The sequence below is a fragment of the Candidatus Sarcina troglodytae genome (assembly GCF_015708635.1).
GTDB classification, from domain to species: Bacteria; Bacillota; Clostridia; order Clostridiales; family Clostridiaceae; genus Sarcina; species Sarcina ventriculi.
In genome coordinates this window covers 2293004-2307254 of record NZ_CP051754.1, presented here as the reverse complement: position 1 = coordinate 2307254, position 14251 = coordinate 2293004, and the positions used below count along the sequence as shown (strand labels likewise).

The 14251-nt window shown below is 28.0% G+C and carries 15 protein-coding genes; 13 read left to right on the top strand and 2 right to left on the bottom strand.

The window, feature by feature from the left end; genetic code table 11:
• The first annotated feature begins 173 nt into the window (after positions 1 to 173).
• From HH195_RS10720 to HH195_RS10695, 6 genes are all read left to right on the top strand, one after another.
• Positions 174 to 1598 (top strand): non-oxidative hydroxyarylic acid decarboxylases subunit C, encoded by a 1425-nt coding sequence (locus HH195_RS10720; RefSeq protein WP_196371072.1) that lies wholly within the window; start codon positions 174 to 176, stop codon positions 1596 to 1598.
• Positions 1598 to 1825: a non-oxidative hydroxyarylic acid decarboxylases subunit D gene (locus tag HH195_RS10715; protein ID WP_055258923.1), complete on the top strand. Its 228-nt coding sequence runs from the start codon at positions 1598 to 1600 to the stop codon at positions 1823 to 1825. The genes HH195_RS10720 and HH195_RS10715 overlap by 1 nt, the downstream gene beginning before the upstream one ends.
• A complete protein-coding gene (gene lpdD / locus HH195_RS10710) occupies positions 1825 to 2163 on the top strand; it encodes a prenylated flavin chaperone LpdD (protein WP_195925871.1) in 339 nt (112 codons plus the stop codon). Before HH195_RS10715 ends, lpdD begins: the two co-directional genes overlap by 1 nt.
• Before the next feature lie 65 nt (positions 2164 to 2228).
• On the top strand, positions 2229 to 2786 hold the full coding sequence (locus HH195_RS10705; protein ID WP_196371071.1) for a UbiX family flavin prenyltransferase: 558 nt from the start codon (positions 2229 to 2231) through the stop codon (positions 2784 to 2786).
• Positions 2787 to 2800: 14 nt separating this feature from the next.
• Positions 2801 to 3580, top strand: a complete 780-nt coding sequence (locus HH195_RS10700; RefSeq protein ID WP_196371070.1) for an IclR family transcriptional regulator — start codon at positions 2801 to 2803, stop codon at positions 3578 to 3580.
• A gap of 18 nt (positions 3581 to 3598) precedes the next feature.
• The gene (locus tag HH195_RS10695) at positions 3599 to 4048 is read left to right on the top strand and encodes a DUF3237 domain-containing protein (RefSeq protein ID WP_196371069.1); all 450 of its coding nucleotides are present in this window, start codon (positions 3599 to 3601) and stop codon (positions 4046 to 4048) included.
• A gap of 108 nt (positions 4049 to 4156) precedes the next feature.
• Here HH195_RS10695 and HH195_RS10690 read toward each other — a convergent pair whose 3' ends face one another.
• Positions 4157 to 4756: a TetR/AcrR family transcriptional regulator gene (locus tag HH195_RS10690; RefSeq protein WP_055258913.1), complete on the bottom strand. Its 600-nt coding sequence runs from the start codon at positions 4754 to 4756 to the stop codon at positions 4157 to 4159.
• A gap of 294 nt (positions 4757 to 5050) precedes the next feature.
• Between HH195_RS10690 and HH195_RS10685 the strand changes: the two genes are divergently transcribed.
• The 5 genes from HH195_RS10685 (at position 5051) to pdxT (ending at position 10618) form a co-directional block, all read left to right on the top strand.
• A complete protein-coding gene (locus HH195_RS10685; protein ID WP_196371068.1) occupies positions 5051 to 6274 on the top strand; it encodes an MFS transporter in 1224 nt (407 codons plus the stop codon).
• 139 nt (positions 6275 to 6413) lie between these two features.
• The gene (locus tag HH195_RS10680) at positions 6414 to 7790 is read left to right on the top strand and encodes an MATE family efflux transporter (protein WP_196371067.1); all 1377 of its coding nucleotides are present in this window, start codon (positions 6414 to 6416) and stop codon (positions 7788 to 7790) included.
• 146 nt (positions 7791 to 7936) lie between these two features.
• Positions 7937 to 9046 (top strand): NADH-dependent flavin oxidoreductase, encoded by a 1110-nt coding sequence (locus HH195_RS10675; RefSeq protein WP_196371066.1) that lies wholly within the window; start codon positions 7937 to 7939, stop codon positions 9044 to 9046.
• Positions 9047 to 9184: 138 nt separating this feature from the next.
• Positions 9185 to 10054 carry a pyridoxal 5'-phosphate synthase lyase subunit PdxS gene (pdxS, locus tag HH195_RS10670; protein WP_055258904.1) on the top strand — a complete coding sequence of 290 codons (870 nt, stop codon included), beginning with the start codon at positions 9185 to 9187 and terminating at the stop codon, positions 10052 to 10054.
• A 3-nt stretch (positions 10055 to 10057) separates the two neighbouring features.
• Positions 10058 to 10618, top strand: a complete 561-nt coding sequence (gene pdxT / locus HH195_RS10665) for a pyridoxal 5'-phosphate synthase glutaminase subunit PdxT (RefSeq protein WP_055258903.1) — start codon at positions 10058 to 10060, stop codon at positions 10616 to 10618.
• A gap of 73 nt (positions 10619 to 10691) precedes the next feature.
• Here pdxT and HH195_RS10660 read toward each other — a convergent pair whose 3' ends face one another.
• Positions 10692 to 12221 (bottom strand): PucR family transcriptional regulator, encoded by a 1530-nt coding sequence (locus tag HH195_RS10660; RefSeq protein ID WP_243278503.1) that lies wholly within the window; start codon positions 12219 to 12221, stop codon positions 10692 to 10694.
• A 240-nt stretch (positions 12222 to 12461) separates the two neighbouring features.
• Here HH195_RS10660 and HH195_RS10655 point away from each other — a divergent pair, with 240 nt between their 5' ends.
• On the top strand, positions 12462 to 13415 hold the full coding sequence (locus HH195_RS10655; protein ID WP_196371064.1) for a flavodoxin family protein: 954 nt from the start codon (positions 12462 to 12464) through the stop codon (positions 13413 to 13415).
• A gap of 146 nt (positions 13416 to 13561) precedes the next feature.
• The gene (locus tag HH195_RS10650; protein WP_055258899.1) at positions 13562 to 14239 is read left to right on the top strand and encodes a manganese catalase family protein; all 678 of its coding nucleotides are present in this window, start codon (positions 13562 to 13564) and stop codon (positions 14237 to 14239) included.
• Positions 14240 to 14251: the final 12 nt, after the last annotated feature.

The following is a 14251-nucleotide window of genomic DNA, read 5'->3' as shown; positions in this document are numbered from 1 at the left end:
TTGGTAAAACATTAGTTAAACAATGGTTCCTTAAGTATAAAAATTAGAATAAATGATGATATACGGAAAGTGTTGAATTTAATTTGACAGCTAAAATTTAAGGGTATATAATTTTAATATACAACAATACAAAACTTAATTCAACAATGTTGAACAAAAAAGGGGAGATAGGTTTGTCATATAAAGATTTAAGGGAGTTTTTAGAGCTTCTAGAGAAAGAAAATCAATTAGTAAGAATTAAAGATGAAGTTATGCCAGAGCCTGATTTAAGCGCTATTGGAAAATCAGCACCGAGTATGGAGAGTGCTCCGGCTGTACTTGTAGAAAAAGTTAAAGGATATAAAAATTCTGTAGTATTAAATGTTCACGGTTCATGGCAAAATCATGCGCTTATGCTTGGACTTCCAAAAGATACTCCTGTAAAAGAGCAATTTTATGAATTAGATAAAAAGTGGTCTAAGTATCCAATAAAACCTGTATGGGTAAAAGATGCACCTATTAAGGAAGTTAAGATAACAAAAGATATAAATCTTTTTGATATTTTACCTTTATTTAGGGTTAATAAATATGATGGTGGATTTTATATATCTAAAGCTTTAATAGTTAGCAAAGATCCAGAAGATCCAGATAATTTTGATAAACAAAATGTTGGTACATATAGGATTCAAGTTAAAGGAAAAGATTTAGTAGGAATTCAACCATTACCTTTTCATGATATAGCTATTCATTTGAAAAAAGCGGAAGAAATGAATGAACCATTACCTATATCTATATGTTTAGGGAATGACCCAATTTTAAACTTTATGTCAAGCACTCCAATAGAGTATGTACAATCAGAATATGATTTTGCAGGAGCATTAAAAGGAGAACCTATTGAACTTACTAAGAGTGAAGTTGGGAATTTGGATATTCCAGCTAGAAGTGAAATAGTTCTAGAAGGTTATATAATTCCAAGAAAAAGAAAAATAGAGGGACCTTTTGGAGAATTTCCTGGAAGTTATTCAGGTGCAAGACTTCAACCAGAAGTTAGGATTCACACAATAACTCACAGAAAAAATCCTATTTTTGAAAATTTATATTTAGGAATGCCTTGGACAGAAATTGATTATTTAATAGCTTTAAACACAAGTTTACCTTTATATAGACAACTAAAAAGGGATTTCCCAGAAGTTGTTGCTGTAAATGCTATGTATACTCATGGAATAGGTGTAGTTATATCAACAAAATCAAGATTTGGAGGATATGGAAAGGCTGTTGCCATGAGACTTTTATCAACACCACATGGAATGCCGTATTCTAAAATAGTTATTGTAGTTGATGAGTTTGTTGACCCATTTAATTTAGAACAGGTTATGTGGGCGTTAACAACAAGAGTTCGTCCAGATAAAGATGTAGTATTAATTCCAAATGCGCCTGGTATGCCATTAGACCCATCATCAGAACCAGCTGGTATGCACACAAAGCTTATAATTGATGCTACAACTCCAGTTGCACCAGATAAAGCAAGAGAAACAGAGCTTTTAGAAGTTCCTGAAAAAACTGATTTTTGGAGTGATTATTTAAAAAATGCATTAAGAGATATAAGGGGGAATAAATAATGATTTGTCCAAGATGTGGTTCAGAAACAGTAAATTTATTAACAAAAGCACCAGTTGATGATGCATGGGAAGTATATATATGTGATACATGTTGCTTTTCTTGGAGGTCAACAGAAGATGAAGATATCACAAATTATGAAAAATATGATAAAAGATTTAAAATTAATCCTGAAGAAATAAAAAATCTTGACCAAATACCTCCTATTCCAGAGTTGATTAAAAAATAATGATAGAAATAAAAAAGGAATTTAAAAGAATAAAAATAAATCTTAAAGCTATAAAAATGGGAGAAGATTTATGTGTTATTTTAACAGGAGGAGATAAACCTCATTTGGGAGCCTTAACAATAGGCTCCTCTTTAGTTAATTTAAATACTTTTACATTCCAAGGGCATAAAGAAAATTTTGTTACAGAAGTTATAGGAGATATATTAAAAAAAGAGTTTTCGGGAAAATTTGTGGTATGTTGTGGTATACATTTAGATGATATAAGCAAAAATGAGATACAGCATGTGTTATCTTTATGTAAAGATATTACAGCTGAATTATGTAACAAACTAAAATAATTAAACTAGTTTTATAAAGGTACATATTCTTTGCTTAGAACAATAAGAAATTTAAGAGGTGAAAAATGGACATCGTAATTGGAGTTACTGGAGCAACAGGAACAATATATGCAATAAAATTATTAGAAATTTTAAATGATATAAATGGAATAAAAACGCATCTTATTTTAAGTGATTGGGCTATTAAAAATCTTGAAATAGAAACTGAATATAAAGTGAACTATTTAAAAAACTTAGCAAATTATGTTTATGATAATAAGGATTTAGGTGCTAAAATATCTAGTGGTTCATTTATTACAGATGGTATGATAATACTTCCATGTAGTATGAAAACATTGAGTTCAATAGCTAATGGATATGATGATAACTTAATTTCAAGAACTGCAGGTGTCATGATTAAAGAAGGCAGAAAATTAGTATTATCAGCGAGAGAAACACCTTTAAGCCCTATACATTTAGAAAATATGCTTAAATTATCGAGAATTGGAGTTAGGATGGTTCCTCCAATGCCAGCATTTTATAATAATCCTAAAACTTTAGATGATATAATAAATCATCATATTATGAAACTTTTAGATCAATTCAATATAAATTATAATAAAGCTAAGAGGTGGAATGGCTAGGAGGAATTATAATAATGGCTGAAAAAAAAATAATAAATTCACTTGTAAAGGCATTGAAGATATTAGAGTGCTTTTCTATTGAAATTAAGGAATTAAGGTTAACAGATATAGCAAAAATGTTAGATATGCCCAAAAGTACAGCATCAAATTTAATATACACAATGGAATCAATGGGATATATTGAACAAAATAAGGATAATAGTAAATTTAAGCTAGGAACTAAAGTATTTATCTTAGGAAAAGCTTTTGAATATCATACAGATATAATTGAAATAGCTAGACCTTACATGGAAAAGTTAAGAAATAAATTTAATGAAAATATACAATTATCAATGCCTTATGATGAAAATGGAATAGTTGAAGGAATTTGTGTTGAAAAGGCTAGAGAGTTTAATACTGTTAGTGTAAATTCTAGAGTTGGAGGCAAAATACCTCTTCATTGTACAGCATCAGGAAAATTATTTTTATCTTCAATGGATACAGAAACTTTAGATAAAACGTTAGATAAGATTGAATTATTTAAACGCACTGAAAATACTATTACAGATAAAAATGTATTAAAAGAAGATATATTGAGGGTAAAAAATCAAGGTTATGCAATGGCTATCGAAGAGGGAGAACTTGGAATAACTAGTATAGCAGTTCCTATATATGAGTATAATTCGCAGTTTATAGCATCTTTAAGTATAGCAGCACCATCAGTAAGACTTTCTGGAGAAATAGGATGTGAAATCATAAATGATTTATTAAAATCAGCTAAAGATATTTCAGAAAAATTAGGATATAAAAAATAAATTTTAGGAGGAGTTTAAATGTTAGAAGAAGTTTTTTCAATAGTAGTAAAGGTAGATAAGCCAATATTAGTTGGGCAAGATGATATAGTTGGAAGAAGACAATTAATTCCTATATTAAGTGGAGAACTTAAAGGAGCAGATATGCACGGTGAAGTTTTACCAGGTGGGGTTGATAGTCAAATAATAAGACCTAATGGTAAGTGTGATTTAAGTGCTAGATATGCTGTAAAACTAGACAATGGAATGAGTTTTTATATAGAAAATAATGGATTCAGAACTGTACCAAAGGAATATGTTGAGATAGTTAAAAACGGAGGTTTTGTAGATTCATCTCTTTATTATTTTTGCACAACACCAAGTTTTGAAGTTTATAATGAAGAACTTAGATGGCTTTCAGAAACAGCTTTTGTGTGCAAAGCAGAGAGGCTAACAGATAGTGTAATTCTTAAATTTTTTAAAGTTAAATAAAGATATTTAGTTAATATATATTGAGTATTTTAGTATAAAAATTTTATTAAACTAGTAAAATATAAATACATAATTCAGATTTGTCATTTAACGGTGGTACAAATTATTTTAATTTGCACCATCGTTTTCAATTATATTGGTTAATGCTAAATCAAGATAGCTGATGGTTTCGTCGATAGATATATCAGCGTCATTTTGTAACCACCAAATACCAAGTCCTATCATTGTAGCATAATAAAGCTCTGCTAATACAGGAATGGGTATAGTAAAATTAGCACCATGTTTATTATTATCTTCTAGCCTGTATTTTATAGATGTAACTATAATTCTTTTAAAGTTATTTATAAGGAAATCACTTTTTAGATTTCTTAATCCTACAAGATAGATTTTTCTATTATTTTCAATATGTTGTAAAAAAGATTTAAATAAATTTATGTAAAATTTTCTTGAAACAGTATTATTATAAAAATCAAGACTCTTAATTTCAAACCCGTTTATAATATTTTTCAATGCATAACTTAATAAATTATATTTATCTTCAAAATGCTTATAAAATGTTGTTCTATGAATCATAGCCCCATTACATATATCAGAAATTCTAATATCATCAAAAGATTTTTCTTTTAATAAATTCATAAATGTGTCTAAAATTAATTTATCAGTTCTTTTTACTCTTAAATCTATTTTTTTTATATTTTTAGTAGACAAAGTTAAAATTCCCTCCCTACATAATCTACACTTTGTATAGTTATGTAGACTAACTATACAAAAAATATTTTTTGATTCTTGTTAAAAAAAATAAAAAACTGTATATTCATAAATATAATAATTAAAATGAAAATTTGTATTGATATTTATTATAAATTTTATCATGAATTTATAGTGAATATATTAAAAAAAATATTAAAAAATCAAATATATTGTGTCGAAAATGTTAACAGTGAATATTTTAATTCAAATTTATATTAATAGAAAAGGAGAAAAGAGAAAGGAAGAAGTTTAATGAATACAAAAGATAAAAAAATAATAGGTTTATATTCTAGTAACCTATTTATATATTTGTTAGCAGGTGGTATTTATTATGGTATTTTTGTTGTTTTCCTAAGTTCTGTTAAGGGATTTACAACAGATGAAATATCATTAATAGTTAGTATACCACCTCTTATAATGTTACTTGTATCGCCTTTATGGGGGAAAATTATTGATAAATCTAAAAGACTTATACATCTAACAAAATTGGTAACGATAGCAAATGCGATTACTATAATAGTTTTAGTATTTATAAATAATTTTTGGATATTTTTTGGTGTAACCATAGTTGGAAGTTGTCTTTATGCACCAAGCACTAGTTTGATGTCTGAATATTTATTAGCTATAGAAAAAAAGACAAAATATCCTTTTGGTAAGGTACGTGTATGGGGAGCGATAGGATATGGAATTTCAGGTCTTATATCTCCAGTATTTATAAATCTATGGGGAACAACAGGTGCGTTGCTTATATGTGGTATTATAATGTTATCTACTATCGTTATACTTCAATTTATACCTGAACTTACAACAGGAGAGAATGCAGTTGAAGTAAATCCAAATGATGATTTAGATGTTACTGAAAATAATGTTAACGCTAAAGAAATTCTTTTTAGTTTGCTTAAAAATAAGGCGTTTTTGATACAGTTATTTGCAACAAACGTGATAATGGCAACATGTAATTCTGCAAGCAATTATTCTATACAAGTTATTCTTGAAAAACTTGGTTGTCCTACTAGTTTGATAAGTACAGTTCCTTTTATTATGATTGTGATGGAAATACTATTGTTGTTTATTTTTCATAAATTACCTTTTGCTAAAAGGAGTTATTTAGCGACATTTACAGCATTAATTATTCTATGTTTTAGATGGTATTTTATGGCTATAATACCTAACTATATGTTTTTATTATTCTTAATGATTGTTCATGGAGTTGTTGTTGGGATTATAATGCCAGTTCAAAATAATTTAATTGCTGATCTTGTTCCTACAAATCAACAATCAACAGCATTTTTATTTGAAGTTGTTGTTGTTCCAACTATTTTATCTAGTATATTAAATTTATTTACTGGTTACTTAAGTTCATATACAGGAATATCTATATTTGGTTATACATATTTAGCATTAAGTATAGTTGCATTAATTATGATAATCCCTTCATTCTTAAGAGAAAGTAAAAGAAAAAAGAAAGTTTGTTAATTAAGAGAACTAAATTTTAGTTCTCTTTTTTGTTGCAAAAAAATATAATAAAAGTCGAACGAAAAAACTTACAGATAATACAATAAATATGTTAAAATATCTAAGTATGTAATAAATTATATAAAAAGGGGGACAAAGTATGGAGAGAAGCACAAAGAATATAAAAGAAAATAAGATGGGGACTATGACTGTAAATAAATTACTTATTTCAATGTCATTACCTATGATTATATCAATGCTTGTTCAAGCACTTTATAATGTTGTAGATAGTATGTTCGTGGCTCAAATAAGTGAGAATGCTTTAACGGCAGTTTCTTTAGCATTTCCACTTCAATCCTTGATGATTGCAGTAGGGGTTGGTACTGGAGTTGGAGTAAATGCTGTGTTATCTAAAAGTTTAGGGCAAAAAGATTTTGAAAGTGCTAATAAGGCAGCTAGTAATGGAATAATTTTATCATTTTTAAGTTATGTAATTTTTGCACTTATAGGAATATTTTTAACTGGAGTGTTTTTTAAATCACAAACTAGTAATGTTGAGATAATAAATCATGGAAGTCAATATATATATATTTGTACAATTTTATCTGTAGGTTTATTTGGGCAAATAATACTTGAGAGACTATTACAATCAACAGGAAAAACTTTCTATACCATGATAACTCAAGGGATAGGAGCAATTATAAATATAATTTTAGACCCAATACTTATATTTGGATTATTTGGAGCACCTAAGATGGGAGTTGCTGGAGCGGCTGTTGCAACTGTAACTGGTCAAATTATAGCTATGTTTTTAGCTCTTTACTTTAATTTAAAGAAAAATCATGAAATTAAGTTAAATAAAAAGGTATTTAAACTTGATATTAAAATTATAAAAAGAATTTATGCTGTGGGTGTTCCATCAATAGTAATGCAATCAATAGGTTCGGTTATGACATTTGGATTGAATAAAATATTAATAGGTTTTACACCAACAGCAACAGCGGTATTTGGTGTATATTTTAAACTTCAAAGTTTTGTATTTATGCCTGTATTTGGTCTTAATAATGGTATGGTTCCAATAGTTGCATATAATTATGGAGCTAAAAATGAAGAACGTGTTACAAAAACAATAAAACTTAGTACAATTTATGCAATGGGTATTATGTTGATAGGATTTTTAATATTTCAAGCATTTCCCAAACAACTATTATATTTATTTAATGCCTCAGAAGATATGTTACGTATAGGAATTCCAGCCTTAAGAATAATAAGCATAAACTTTATTTTTGCAGGTTTTTGTGTTATAGCAAGTTCTGTATTCCAAGCTCTAGAAAATGGAATGTTGAGTTTAGTGGTTTCAGCTGTTAGACAATTAATTGCAATATTGCCATTAGCATTTATATTTGGTGAAGCTTTTGGAGTAAATGCAATATGGTTTGCTTTTCCAGTATCAGAAATAATAGCGGTAATACTTAGTGCAATGTTTATGAAAAAGGTTTATAATGAGGCAATTAAGCCAATAAGCATGATTGCGTAGATGAATTTTGACTATCTTAAAAAGATAGTCTTTTATTTTTTTGTTTTTTAATATTAAAATATAAAGTTTTTGTTAGGGGATATACATTTGGAATAATAAAAATTAAAATAAACAAACTAAATAAGAAAAGAACAAGGAGGAGTTTTATGTTTAATGAATTTAAATTAAATGATAAAGTTACTTTAAGAAATAAATTAGTAATGGCACCTATGACAACTTGTGCGTCTAATGATGATTTAACAGTTGCAGATGATGAAGCTGATTACTATAAAGTGAGAGCAAAGGATTTAGGCATGGTCATAACAGGTTGTACATTTTTTAAGCCTAATGGTCAAGGATTTAAAGATGAATTTTATGCAGGCGATGATAAATTTATCCCTTCACTAAAAAAAATGGCAGATGCTATAAAGTCGCAAGGAGCTAAGGCGGTTCTTCAAATATTTCATGCGGGAAGAATGGCAGATCCGACTAAAGGAGAACTTGTAAGTGCATCTGCTGTTAAGCCAAATTATAATTTGTTTGGGCCTATGGAATCTTTAAAAGCGCCAAGAGAACTTACAAATGAAGAAATTTTAGACCTTATAGATGGATTTTATGAAACTACAAGAAGAGCCATAGAAGCTGGGTTTGATGGAGTTGAAATTCATGGAGCGAATACATATTTAATTCAACAATTCTTCTCACCACACTCAAATAGAAGAAACGATCAGTGGGGAGGAAGCAGAGAAAAGAGAATTAAATTTCCTTTAGAAATTGTAAAAGCAGTAAATAAAGCTAAAAAAGATTTTGGTAAAGAAGACTTTATAATAGGTTATAGATTTTCACCTGAGGAATTAGAAAATCCAGGAATAACTTTAGATGATACTCTTTATTTGGTTGATACTTTAGCGAATGAAGGGATAGACTATCTCCATATTTCATTAAGTAAATACAATAACACATCAATTAGAGATAAAGATGACAAGAGAATTATAGGAAAACTTATTTTAGAAAAAATAGGTGGAAGAAAGCCTTTAATAGGTGTTGGAAGTATTTATACAAAAGAAGATGCTAAGGATGCGTTAGAAAATGTGGGGTATGATTTAATTGCTTTAGGTCATGTAATTATTACTGATCCAGATTGGGTTAATAAAGTAAAAAATAATGAAAAAATAGAAACTGTTGTTCATGCTAATAATTTAGAAAAACAAAAAATACCTAAAAAGATGATGACGATGTTAGAAGCGTCTGAGGGTTGGTTTGAGATAGAAAAATAAATAATGTTATAATGCCTTATTTAGTATAGAAGAATACATAAATAAGGCATTAATATTGTACCCATACATTTGTGTATTTATTTTATTTTATGATATATTTATATAAAATAATTAATTGTAAAAAAATGGGGGAAAACTATGAGTAGAGAATCAATTAATAAAAATCTAGCACAAATGCTTAAAGGTGGAGTAATAATGGATGTCACTAATAAAGAAGAGGCTATTATTGCTGAGAAAGCTGGTGCTTGTGCAGTTATGGCACTTGAAAGAGTTCCATCTGATATAAGAAAGCAAGGTGGAGTGGCTAGAATGTCAGATCCAAAAATGATTAAAGAAATTCAAGAAGCTGTTTCAATTCCTGTAATGGCTAAGGTTAGGATAGGTCATTTTGTAGAAGCTCAAATTTTAGAAGCTTTAGAAGTTGATTTTATAGATGAAAGTGAAGTTTTAACTCCTGCTGATGATAAATATCATATAATTAAGAGTGATTTTAAAGTGCCTTTTGTATGTGGTGCAACAAATATTGGTGAAGCATTGAGAAGAATAGGGGAAGGTGCTTCAATGATAAGAACTAAGGGTGAAGCTGGAACTGGTGACATAGTACAAGCTGTAACACATATGAGAACAATGACTAAGCAAATAAAAGAAATTCAAAACGCTACTGAGGAAGAACTTATGACTTTAGCTAAAAATTATGGAGCACCTTATGATTTAGTAAAAGAGGTTCATGAAACAGGGAAGCTTCCAGTAGTAAACTTTGCAGCAGGTGGGGTTGCAACTCCAGCAGATGCTGCTCTTATGATGCAACTTGGAAGTGAGGGTGTATTTGTAGGTTCTGGTATATTTAAATCAGATAATCCTGAGAAAAGAGCAAGAGCAATAGTTTTAGCAACAACATATTATAATGATCCTAAAAAGTTAGCTGAGGTTTCTGAGGATTTAGGAGAAGCAATGTTTGGAATAAATGCTAATGAATTAGAAACTAGATATGAAGAAAGAGGATGGTAGGCTGTGAAAATTGGAGTTTTGGCTTTCCAAGGAGGAGTTATAGAACATATAAAACAGATAGAAGCTTTAGGTCATGATGCTATAGAGGTTAAAAAAGAAGAGGATTTAGAAGGGTTAGATGGAATAATATTACCTGGTGGAGAAAGTACAACTATGGGAAAACTTTTAAGGATAACAAATCTTTTAAAACCTCTAAAAAGAAAAATAGAAGAAGGGCTGCCTACCTTTGGAACTTGTGCCGGAATGATACTTTTAGCAAAAGAAATTGAGGGAGAAAATAGCCATTTAAATCTTATGAATATAAAGGTTAAGAGAAATGCTTTTGGAAGGCAATTAGATAGCTTTAGTGAATTTCATAAAGTTAAAGGGATAGAGAATGAAATGGAACTTGTATTTATAAGGGCTCCTTATGTAGAGGAAGTTGGAGAAAATATAGAAGTTTTATGCAAGGTTAAGGATAGAATTGTTGCTGTTAAAGAAAAGAATATTATAGCAACATCTTTTCATCCAGAACTTACAGAAGATTTAACTTTTATGAAATATTTTTTAAGTATTTGTGGTTAATCTAAATAAGATATTATTATTTACAGAATAATTGTATAATTTTTATAAGTTAAAACTTTGTAATAAAGATATATCAAAAACTTGATATATCTTTATTTATATACTTTAACAATTTTAATGATAATTCTAATCTAAATAAGATATCGCTGTCTGATAATGATATGTTAAGCAATGCTTCTATTTTATGGAATCTATAAAAAAAGGTACTGTTATGAATTTTTAAAACTTTTGATGCTATGTTTGAATTTCTGTTGTATTCTAAATAAGTAATTAAAGTTTTTAAAAGCTCAGTATTATGCTTTTTATCATTAATGATAATTTTTTTTATATATGGGTGTATTAAGTTTTTTATGTTGATTTGATTTTTATTATTTACTGATAAGTTAAACCAATAATATTCTAAGTAATCCTCAAAATAAAAAATATAATCTTTAGAACATAAATTTTCAACTATATTTAAAACATTTATGCTTTGTTTATAAAATTCTCTTGTTTCTAAAATATTTTCAAAGGGCATACTAATTCCAGCTTTTAGATGATTTAGTTTTAAAAAATTTAAAAATTGAGTTTCAACATCACAAGAAAACAATTTTTCAGAGTTTTTACTTACAAGAAATATAATTTTATTATCAATATAGGTTGTGATGGAATTTAGAAGAATGTTTTTAATACTGCTTATTAATTGTTTTAAGCCAAAGTTGTGTCTATAATCTTTATACATTTGTTTAAAAGGAATTGCCACTAAAAATAGGTTATCCTTTATCTTAAAATTTGTTTGAGATAGTCTTTCTTTTACATAATCTATATCATCTACTTTGTTTTCTAATAAATCAATAAGATAGTATTCTTCCTCTAAACCCGAGGTACTTATAAATAAATTATTCTTTTGAATTTGTATGGATAATGTTTTAGATAAAGTATTTACAAGATTTAAATCATCAAAGTCGAAATCTCTATATTTTTTTACAACACAAATATACGCTGTCGTTATTTCATTTGTTTTTATTCCACAAAAGATAAGTTTTTCGTTAGCAAAGTGAAAAAATGCTTGAGTGGAGTTATATATTGTGTTCATACAATTATCTTCTTTAATGTTTTCAATAATTTTAGAAACTAAATAGTAATTTTCATTATGGTTATTTATAGAATCATGAAGTAGTGTTGCAAGTTTAGAAAGTCCTAAAATTTTATAGCTAGTATCTAAGATTAGTATTGGATTATTTAAATAATTTTCAGCTATATTTAAGATTTCGTGAATCTCAAAATCATTAGTTATACTATTAAATATATTATATTTTTTTATGTAGAGTTGTTGTTTTTTCATTAAAAATTCAGAAATTAGAATATAAATTTTTTCTAATGAAAAATTAGTTTTTAATTGAAGCAAGGAAGAATTTTTATCAATGTCTTTTGTTACAGCTAAAATATTAAATTCTTTAGAGTAATTTAAGTTAATTTTATCTGTTAAGTATAGGGTATCTTTAAAAAGTTTTTTTCTATCTTTTAAAATAGACACATTGGTTATAATTGAGTTTTTATATTCTCCATATGCTTTAAGATTATTATTTTCAACAAAATTTATTATATCTTTTAAAGTAATCAAAAGAATTTCCTCCATATTTTAATTAGATATTTTACAAAATTGCATTGAGATAAAATATAGAAATTTATATAAAGTATTTTTTATGGTAAAGATAATTTCAGAAAAAATTTGAATTTATTTAATTAAAATTGTAATGTTTTTATACTTATTTTTGATGTTATATAATTTAAACCATGATAACATTATAACAATAAAAATTTATTAAAGAAAAAAATAATTATTGTTAGGAGTTTTGTTGTTATGAGTTTTAAAGTGATGGGTGTTACATCAGGAAGAAAAGATTCAAATTCTGAAATATTATTAAAAGAAGCTTTAATAGCATGTGAGGAGCAAGGGGCAGAGATTACAATGATTAATCTAAGAGATTATAATATTTTAGATTGTACAGGCTGTACTGCATGTACTCACGGTATGAGTCAAGGTAAATATGTTGGTTGTACTCTAGATAAAAAAGATGATAAAAAAGAAATAATGGAGGTTATGCTAAGTCAAGATGCAGTAATATTTGTTGCTCCAACTTATGATTTAATGGCGAATGCAACCTTTTTAAAATTTATGCATAGAAATTTAAGTTATGAATCATCATTTTTAGAAGATATAGGAGCTGTGGAACATAAAGATAGAGTAGGTGCATTAATAGCGGTTGGGGGTTCTACTCGTTCATGGCAGTCAATGGCTCTTGAAACAATGCAGGCTACATGTTTTACTAATGATTTTAAAGTTGTTGATATGTATTTAGCAACGAGAGTTCCAGCACCAAAACAATGTTTGTTAAATGAACAAATGATTAAACGTGCTTATGAAATTGGTGAGAATGTAATGAAGTCGTTAAATACTCCTGTAAAAGAAAGAAGATGGCTTGGAGATGAAAATATGGGATGGTGTCCGAATTGTCACTCTAATGCTTTAATCTTGGGGGAAGCTCAGTGGGATGGTCTACATTTTCCAATTGAATGCCAAGTATGTGGTGCAGGTGGTGATTTAGAAAAAACTGAAGATGGAAAATGGAAATTTGTAATTGCTGAAAATGGATTGTGTCGTGATAGAACAACAGTTGAGGGGAGAACTCACCATTTAAGAGAAATTGAGGCTACTCAAGGTGGATTTTATACAGAAGAAAATTTAAAGGTAGTAAAAGAAAAGTTTGAAAAATATAAAAACATAAAATTTAAAGGAATAGAGATTAATAAGTAAAACAAAAAAGTAAGCACTATTTAATGAGTAGATATTAAATAGTGTTTTTTAAATATGCATGATGATATTTACTGATGATAGGAATAAATCCATAATAATGTGAAATCCTAAGAAATAGGAATTTATATTTTAGGAGGAATTATTTTATGTTTAAACATGAAAAGCAATTATTACATGAGGTAAAAGTGGAAAAGCCCAATCCCCAATATGCAGTATTAATGCAAGAACAATTAGGAGGTTGCAATGGAGAATTAAAGGCAGCACTACAATACATATCTCAAAGTTTTAGAATAAAGGATAAAGAGATTAAAGATTTGTTTTTAGATATAGGTGCGGAAGAGCTTAGCCATATGGAAATGGTAGCTCAAACTATAAATTTATTAAATGGTCATGATGTGAATTACGAAGCTGTTGGAGTTGGTGGAATAGAACCTCATGTAACAAACGGATTATCACCAGTTTTAGCGAATGCATCAGGATATTCTTGGACAGCAGATTATGTAACAGTAACAGGGGATTTAGTTGCTGACCTTCTTGCAAATATTGCATCAGAACAAAGAGCAAAGGTAGTTTATGAATATTTATATCGTCAAATAGAGGATAAGTATGTAAGAGAAACAATAGACTTTTTACTTAATAGGGAAGAAGCACATAATGCTTTATTTAGAGAAGCTTTAAATAAAGTTCAAAATAGTGGTTCAAATAAAGATTTTGGAATTACTGAAGATTCTAAGCTTTATTTTGATTTATCATCACCAGGACCAAAACATGAAGCGCCAAATCCAACACCAGTATCATTTGAAAATCCAAGAAGAGATAAATAATTAAATATAAGA

What these genes read in the sequence shown, in the direction of transcription:
- HH195_RS10650 (WP_055258899.1), top strand. Translation starts at nt 13,562, where the DNA reads ATGTTTAAACATGAAAAGCAATTATTACATGAGGTAAAAGTGGAAAAG.
- lpdD (WP_195925871.1), top strand. Translation starts at nt 1,825, where the DNA reads ATGATAGAAATAAAAAAGGAATTTAAAAGAATAAAAATAAATCTTAAA.
- HH195_RS10655 (WP_196371064.1), top strand. Translation starts at nt 12,462, where the DNA reads ATGAGTTTTAAAGTGATGGGTGTTACATCAGGAAGAAAAGATTCAAAT.
- pdxS (WP_055258904.1), top strand. Translation starts at nt 9,185, where the DNA reads ATGAGTAGAGAATCAATTAATAAAAATCTAGCACAAATGCTTAAAGGT.
- HH195_RS10680 (WP_196371067.1), top strand. Translation starts at nt 6,414, where the DNA reads ATGGAGAGAAGCACAAAGAATATAAAAGAAAATAAGATGGGGACTATG.
- HH195_RS10705 (WP_196371071.1), top strand. Translation starts at nt 2,229, where the DNA reads ATGGACATCGTAATTGGAGTTACTGGAGCAACAGGAACAATATATGCA.
- HH195_RS10715 (WP_055258923.1), top strand. Translation starts at nt 1,598, where the DNA reads ATGATTTGTCCAAGATGTGGTTCAGAAACAGTAAATTTATTAACAAAA.
- HH195_RS10685 (WP_196371068.1), top strand. Translation starts at nt 5,051, where the DNA reads ATGAATACAAAAGATAAAAAAATAATAGGTTTATATTCTAGTAACCTA.
- HH195_RS10700 (WP_196371070.1), top strand. Translation starts at nt 2,801, where the DNA reads ATGGCTGAAAAAAAAATAATAAATTCACTTGTAAAGGCATTGAAGATA.
- HH195_RS10675 (WP_196371066.1), top strand. Translation starts at nt 7,937, where the DNA reads ATGTTTAATGAATTTAAATTAAATGATAAAGTTACTTTAAGAAATAAA.
- HH195_RS10695 (WP_196371069.1), top strand. Translation starts at nt 3,599, where the DNA reads ATGTTAGAAGAAGTTTTTTCAATAGTAGTAAAGGTAGATAAGCCAATA.